Source organism: Enterococcus lemanii (assembly GCF_016909125.1).
In the GTDB taxonomy this organism is placed as follows: domain Bacteria; phylum Bacillota; class Bacilli; order Lactobacillales; family Enterococcaceae; genus Enterococcus_I; species Enterococcus_I lemanii.
In genome coordinates this window covers 1-7,458 of the sequence record NZ_JAFBFD010000064.1, presented here as the reverse complement: position 1 = coordinate 7,458, position 7,458 = coordinate 1, and the positions used below count along the sequence as shown (strand labels likewise).

The 7,458-nt window shown below is 36.2% G+C and carries 7 protein-coding genes; all 7 read right to left on the bottom strand.

Annotation, left to right across the window (positions count from 1 at the left end; genetic code table 11):
- Positions 1–97 precede the first annotated feature (97 nt).
- The 7 genes from secA to JOD14_RS12750 all read right to left on the bottom strand — a co-directional run bounded on the left by secA (position 98) and on the right by JOD14_RS12750 (position 7,435).
- Positions 98–2,608, bottom strand: a complete 2,511-nt coding sequence (gene secA, locus JOD14_RS12780) for a preprotein translocase subunit SecA (protein ID WP_204655165.1) — start codon at positions 2,606–2,608, stop codon at positions 98–100.
- 213 nt (positions 2,609–2,821) lie between these two features.
- Positions 2,822–3,376, bottom strand: a complete 555-nt coding sequence (gene hpf / locus JOD14_RS12775) for a ribosome hibernation-promoting factor, HPF/YfiA family (protein WP_204655164.1) — start codon at positions 3,374–3,376, stop codon at positions 2,822–2,824.
- Positions 3,377–3,510: 134 nt separating this feature from the next.
- Positions 3,511–4,188 carry a ComF family protein gene (locus tag JOD14_RS12770; RefSeq protein WP_204655163.1) on the bottom strand — a complete coding sequence of 226 codons (678 nt, stop codon included), beginning with the start codon at positions 4,186–4,188 and terminating at the stop codon, positions 3,511–3,513.
- Positions 4,151–5,500 (bottom strand): ATP-dependent helicase ComFA, encoded by a 1,350-nt coding sequence (locus tag JOD14_RS12765; protein WP_204655162.1) that lies wholly within the window; start codon positions 5,498–5,500, stop codon positions 4,151–4,153. Before JOD14_RS12765 ends, JOD14_RS12770 begins: the two co-directional genes overlap by 38 nt.
- A gap of 71 nt (positions 5,501–5,571) precedes the next feature.
- Entirely contained in the window at positions 5,572–6,606 is a 1,035-nt protein-coding gene (locus tag JOD14_RS12760) for a 3-deoxy-7-phosphoheptulonate synthase (protein WP_204655161.1), read from the bottom strand.
- 129 nt (positions 6,607–6,735) lie between these two features.
- A complete protein-coding gene (locus JOD14_RS12755) occupies positions 6,736–7,056 on the bottom strand; it encodes a PTS sugar transporter subunit IIB (RefSeq protein WP_204655160.1) in 321 nt (106 codons plus the stop codon).
- 109 nt (positions 7,057–7,165) lie between these two features.
- Positions 7,166–7,435: a DUF7662 domain-containing protein gene (locus JOD14_RS12750; protein ID WP_204655166.1), complete on the bottom strand. Its 270-nt coding sequence runs from the start codon at positions 7,433–7,435 to the stop codon at positions 7,166–7,168.
- Positions 7,436–7,458: the final 23 nt, after the last annotated feature.

Genomic DNA, 7,458 nt, shown 5'->3' with positions numbered 1-7,458 from the left:
ACGAAAAAAGAAGCCATTGATCGAGAAGTTCGTTGGTTTCATCTAGAATTCCCTTAATTCTTAAGAAAATCGGGTTTAGTTTCCTAGATTACTCTTTTTATACGATTTGTTTTCTTCCATGACAATTTTTGAATTTTTTACCGCTACCACAAGGGCACAAGTCATTTCGCCCAATCTTATCAAATTCTCTTGAAGTACTTTGTTGCTCATGGTTTTGAACATTCGTCGGTGCTTCAGTCGTTTGCTCTCGTTGAATATTTTGGCGGATTTCAGCTTTCATAAAGAGACGAGTCACTTCATATTCAATTGCTCCAACCATCGTTTCAAACATTTGGAAACCTTCTGTTTGATATTCAACGAGTGGATTATTTTGACCATATGCTCTTAAGCCAATTGATTGACGAAGTTGGTCCATTGCATCGATATGATCGGTCCATTTTGAATCTACTACACGTAAAATAACGACTTTCTCAAATTCAAGTAATTGTTCTGGACTATTTAATTGTGCAACTTTTTCATCAAATTTTTCTTGCGCTCTTTGGAATAGGTAATCTTTTACTTGTGTACGATCTTTGCCATTAAGGTCGTCTAATGAAATTGTATCTTCATGAACGAGCACGCTACCTGCAAAATCTAAAATACCTTCGTAGTTTAATTGGCCTTCTTCTGTTTGAACGTGCCCATCAACCGAACGAGCAATGGCCCGTTTGACCATTCCCATCAATTGATCAGAGAGTGAATTTTCCTCCATAATCACTTGTTGTCTTTGGCCATAAATAACTTCCCGTTGTTCACGCATCACATCATCATATTGTAAAACATTTTTACGAGTATCGTAGTTATTTCCCTCCACTCGTTTTTGAGCAGATTCGACTTGTTTTGTTAACATTTTACTTTGAATGACTGCATCTTCTTCATCGATATTCATGCGATCTAGAAAAGCTTTGATTCTTTCTGAACCAAAACGTTTCATTAAATCGTCTTCTAAAGATAAGTAGAATTGTGAAACACCCGGGTCTCCTTGACGTCCAGAACGACCACGCAACTGATTATCGATACGACGTGATTCGTGTCTTTCTGTCCCGACAACCGCCAAACCACCTAACTCTGCTACGCCTAAACCTAACTTAATGTCGGTTCCTCGTCCAGCCATGTTCGTTGCGATGGTAATTGCTCCTCTTTGACCAGCATTTAAAATAATTTCAGCTTCTTTAAAGTGGTTCTTTGCGTTTAAGACTTCATGAGGAATTTTTGCTTGATTTAATAATTCCGATAAGTATTCGGACGTTTCAACGGCAACCGTTCCGACTAAGACCGGTTGTCCTTTACGGTAACGTTCTTTAATATCTTGTACGACCGCTTTAAATTTACTTTCTAATGTTGGATAAAGTAAATCAGCACGGTCATCCCTTACGATTGGGCGGTTTGTTGGAATTTGAATAACTTGGATATTATAAATTTCACGAAACTCTTCTTCTTCTGTTTTAGCTGTACCTGTCATTCCGGCCAGTTTTTTATACATTCTAAAGAAGTTTTGGAAAGTAATCGTAGCCATTGTTTTTGTTTCGTCTTCAATCTCAACATTTTCTTTTGCTTCAATTGCTTGGTGTAGGCCATCAGAATAGCGACGTCCATCCATAATCCGTCCAGTAAATTGGTCAACAATCAATACTTTTCCTTCTTGAATCACATAATCAATATCACGAAGCATAATATAATTTGCTCTTAGAGATTGATCTAAATGATGCGTTAAAGCCGTATTCTCGATATCATAAAGGTTTTCTAAAGCAAAAGTTTCTTCTGCTTTTTCAATCCCAGCTTCAGTCAAAGTAATTGTTTTAGATTGAATATCAATTTTATAATCCACTTCTTCCGTTAAACGCTTAACAAAGTTATCAGCCCGCGTATACAAAGCAGTCGATTTTTCTGCTTGTCCCGAGATAATTAGTGGGGTTCTTGCCTCATCAATTAAAATTGAATCCACTTCATCGACGATGGCATAATTCAATGGTCGTTGCACCATTTGATTACGATAGACAACCATATTATCTCTTAAATAGTCAAAGCCTAATTCATTGTTTGTACTATATGTAATATCACAAGCATAAGCTGCTCTTTTTTCTTCCGAAGATTTTGAGTTGATATTTAATCCTACTGATAAACCTAAGAAATTATATAACTCGCCCATTTCGGTTGAGTCACGGGTTGCCAAGTATTCGTTGACTGTTACAACGTGAACACCTAAACCCGTAATCGCATTTAAGTATACCGGCATTGTAGCGGTTAACGTTTTCCCTTCCCCTGTTCTCATTTCAGGAATGTTACCGTCATGTAAAACAATCCCCCCCATTAATTGTACATGGTAAGGATATAGTCCCAAGACGCGTTTGGCGGCTTCTCGCACAACCGCAAAAGCTTCTGTTAATAATTGATCGAGTGTTTCGCCGTTTTGATAACGTGAGCGAAATTCCTCTGTTTTTGCTTTCAATTCATCATCGGTTAAAGCAGCCATTTGATCAGCTAACGCATCAATTTTAGTGGCCATTTGATCTAACCGCTTTAATTCTTTTTTATCATTTTCAATTAAGGTTTTAAAAAAATTCGCCATTCTTATATAAATCTCCTTTTATTTCAGATCAATCCCTTTTTAAGGTGCTAAAAGTCCTCAGTCTATTTTATCATTAGTTCTAAATGAATGCTACATTTTCTACATAATCAATCGGACAATATTCCAACCAAATACTCGCTAAAAAACTATTTGTAGGCAAAACAAACAAAAAAAGATGGTCACCCAATGGACGACCATCTTTTTTTGTTTGTTTTAGTCTGTTTCAATTAAGCCAAATTTACCATCTTTTCGACGATAAACAATGCTCGTACCGTTCGTTTCAGCATCTTCAAAAATAAAGAAGTTATGACCTAACATATTCATTTGAAGAACAGCTTCTTCGCTATCCATTGGTTTTAGAGATAAACGTTTTGTACGAACAATTTCTAATTCAGAATTATTTTCTTCTTCTGCCCCGTCAGTTGCGAAGATAAGACCAGCATTTACATCCGGAATGGCTGTCTCTCTTGCTTTACGGTTGATTTTTGTTTTAAATTTGCGAATTTGTCGTTCTAATTTATCAACAACCAAATCAACACTTGCGTATAAATCTGGTGAAGTTTCTTCAGCTCGCAATACTAGATAAGGTAGCGGGATTGTCACTTCCACTTTCGCTGTTCTTTCAGAATAAACTTTCAAGTTGATATGAGCAGTTGCGTTGGGAACATCATTAAAATAACGTTCTAATTTACCTACTTTCTTCTCAACATAATTACGAATTGCTTCTGTGACTTCGATATTTTCTCCACGTACATTGTATTTAAACATAACAATTGCCCCTTTCATCTACCAATTAAAGAAAGTAAAGGACCACTCTTTGCTTTCTTCTTACTTCTATTATATCGAACTTCATGAGAAATGCAAAAGAAATCGTTATCATTTTTCGTTTATTTTTAATTTTTTTAACGCGCTAAGGAAACTGTTGAAATTTGACTTGGATGATAAGCATTTAACACGTCCATTGCATGCAACAAAGTCCGCCCTGTGGTATACACATCATCGAATAGGATAATTTTTTTTGCTTTAATCTCTAAACATGCTTGAGTCGCTTCAAATGGTTGGGTTGTTGAAAGTCGTTGTTGCCTATTTTTTTGTGCTTGGGGGAGGGTATCGCTTTTTTTCTTTAGTAAAGAGGTGTACGTAATATTAGCTGCCTCTAACATCGCTTGCGTTTGGTTAAAGCCTCTTTCAGCGTAACGCTCGACAGATAAGGGGATTGGACAAATAATCACATCAGGCTTGTGCTTAAAATACTTTTTCAATTCTAGTCGAAACGTTTGACGCAAGCGGTAGTCGCCTAAAAACTTATATTGATAAATCCATTGACTGAACGCCTCATTGTATAAAAAAAAACTGTGGTGATTAATCGTTAAATCGGGGTATTTCTCCTGCCAAACCAAGCATTCTTCACAAATCGTTGCTTGCCCAACCTTACAACAATGGGGACAAACATCGGCTGGCGTTTTTTCAAATAAATTTCGACAGGTAGAGCAAAGTGATTCCGTTATCAACCAAGGAAATAAGATTTCTTGCATTAGCAAATTACGCGTTACTTGATTTTGGCACCATAGACATTTCATTTTTCAACCACTCTTTCGCTAATTGATTCATTCCTTTTATTTCTTGACATGCTTGTCGGATTGCTTTTGTATTTTGATTATAAAAAAAGATAACCCGGCCACTCTTAAATTCCCCTTTGCGATCGACCCTTCCGGCGATTTGAACAAGAGAAGACTTTGTATAGACCGAATGGTTTGCCCCCATAACAATTACTGAAACATTCTCAAAAGTTACTCCTCGTTCCAAAATCGTTGTCGTTAGTAAAATCCGATATTTTTGTTGGCGCATCTTCTCAACTTTTTCTTTTCTTTCTTCGTCTTCACTAAAAACAAAAGTCAATTCTCCTTGTAAGAAAAAAGGGGCTAACTTTGTATAAAGTTTTTTTAAATAAGCAATACTAGGACAAAATAGCAATACATGATTATTGACGAGGAGCTCCTTTAAATAATGCAACAATTTTTTCATCTTATGTTTGTTTTTATAACAACTTGACCAATTTTCATACCAAATTTTTTCTGGCACAATTAATGGTCTTTGGTGAAATCGAAGCGGTAATTTTTCGATTGAAAATTCTCCGGTTATCTCTTTTAGCAAATGATTTGGTGGAGTAGCCGTTAGATATAACAACCGACCTATACTTTTTAAAGATTGCATTAACGCAAATCTTAAGACCGCATCACCTTCATATGGAAATGCATCAATTTCGTCAACAATCACTAAATCAAACGCTTGATAAAAATGAAGTAATTGATGGGTCGTACAAATCGTTAATGCACTGTAGCGATACTTTTCTTCTGATTCCCCATAAAGCAGTAAAATGTTTTCATCTTTAAAAACTTCAACTAATCGAGGATACAATTCACGACAAACATCAATCCGTGGGCTAGTTAAACAGACGCGTCCACCCTTTTCTAGGCACTTTTTAATTACAAAAAAAATCATTTCGGTTTTACCTGAACCAGTAACCGCCCAAACAAGCGAATGACGGTTTTCTTCAAAATTTACTAACAGGCGATTGGCAACTCGAGATTGACCAATCGTTAATTTCCCCTGCCAATTAAAATGAATCTTTCGAGTTTGTGGACTTTCCACCTTAGGATTGCTTGTTACTAAATAGTCACTGCTTTTTATTTTTCCATATTTTATGCAAACTGGACAATAATGTTCCCCTGTTGGTAGCTTCGTTTCACTGATTGACTGGGAACTACCACAACGTTGACAAAAAATTCTTTCTTTAACAATGATAGCTGGTCGCCCGCTAAAGCAATCTTTATTACAATTTTCCCAATCTTTTTGCCCCATCACTATCTGTCGACCAAGAAGTTCTTGCATCATTTCACCTCCTATAAAAGAAATACGCAAAAAGAGCAAACGTTTTTTAACACGCTTGCTCTTTTAAATGATTAAATATGATTTGCAATATACTCAACGAGTTCTTTTGTTTTTTCCCAACCTAGACATGGATCAGTAATGGACTGGCCAAAAACTTCGCCTCCTGGTTCTTGACGACCGTCTTCTAAGTAACTTTCGATCATAAAACCACGGACATGTTGGTGTAATTCTTCATTCCAAGAACGACTAGTCAAAACTTCTTGAACGATTCGAATTTGGTCATTATATTTCTTTCCTGAATTATCATGGTTTGTATCGACCATGATAAATGGATTTTTCAACTTGCTCGCTTGATAAGCGGTGACAACTTTAACCAAATCTTCATAGTGATAATTTGGTACAACTTCCCCAGACTCCGTTAAGCCACCACGCAAAATAACATGGGCTAGTGGATTTGAACTTGTTTCAACTTCGACACCATTATACATTAGTTCTTGTTTTTGTTGGGCTGCATATACGGCGTTAAACATCACTTTTATATTACCGCTTGTCGGGTTTTTCAATCCGGTTGGGTGATCAATTCCACTTGCAACAAAACGATGCTGTTGATTTTCAACGGACCGAGCACCTACTGCATGGTAACTAACTAAATCATCAACAAATTGTAAATTATCTGGATAAAGCATCTCATCAGCCGTTGTTAACCCTGTTTCAACTAACACGCGTTTATGCATTTTGCGAACTGCCACCATCCCGCGAACCAAATTAATTTCGCCAGTTGGTGAAGCATCTTGCTGGTGCATCATCCCTTTGTAACCATCTCCATTTGTTCGTGGTTTATTTGTATAGACACGCATAACGATGAAAATTTTATCTTTCACTTGTTCTTGGAGCGTTGCTAGTCGCTTAGCATACTCAATAATCGCTTCTTCATTATCTGCTGAACAAGGACCGATAACTAATAAAAAACGCGAGTCTTTCCCTTCAATAATTGCTTTTAACTCGGCATCACGGTTTGCTTTATAGGTCGCTTCTGCTTCGCTTAATTTAGAAATTGCCTTAATACGGTCAAAATCAATCTTTTTGCTTAATTCTTTAAAACTCATCATTTTACCCCCTATGAGAATCAATTTCATCTATCTTACCATATTTTCATTTAAAAGCTTAGTCTTTCTTTTTCTTTTTTAAAAAAAGACGCCCTTTAAAAAAAGGACGTCTTTTAAATAATCAAATTCTTATTCACCAATTAATTTTAAAGCTTGTTGTAAAACCTTCTCGCCATTCATCATGCCATAATCCGCCATATTAATAACTTCTAATGGAATTCCTTTTGGCTCCAAGCGTTTTTCAAAATCATTTTTCATGAAACGGACTTGTGGACCTAAAAGTAAAACGTTCACATCTTTACTAGCTAAATAATGATCCGCTTCTGAAGCAGACACCGCAAAGATATCTGAATCAATCCCTTGTACTTCTGCTGCTTTTTGCATCTTTGTAACTAATAAGCTTGTACTCATTCCTGCTGAACAAACAAGCATAATTGTTTTTTTTGCCATTAATAATTCCTCCTTATTTTTTGTCATCACTTTATTTCACAGAGTTCAATTAAATTATAAAACAATCTCTGGCTTTGTCAATCTTTCTTAATTCGTAATATGATAACGGTTATTTCTCAAATACCCAAGTGGATTTTAGCAATGGCCGAAAAACAACGTATTCTTTTGTCAAATTGACATGGACCACTTCATAATTCGCATTGATCCAAGCATATGCACCTTTTTCTGGATAACGATAATCATTAGCCCACCAGTCTGTTGAAGTTAGCGCTGTCTTAGGTAAGCCACTTGCTGGGAAAAGTAATTCACTAAAACTTGAAACATCCAAAACCCGGCTAAACCCCTGATATAACTGAGTTCCGGACAATAAAAATAGCATAAACTTCTCCAAATTGGTAAAAT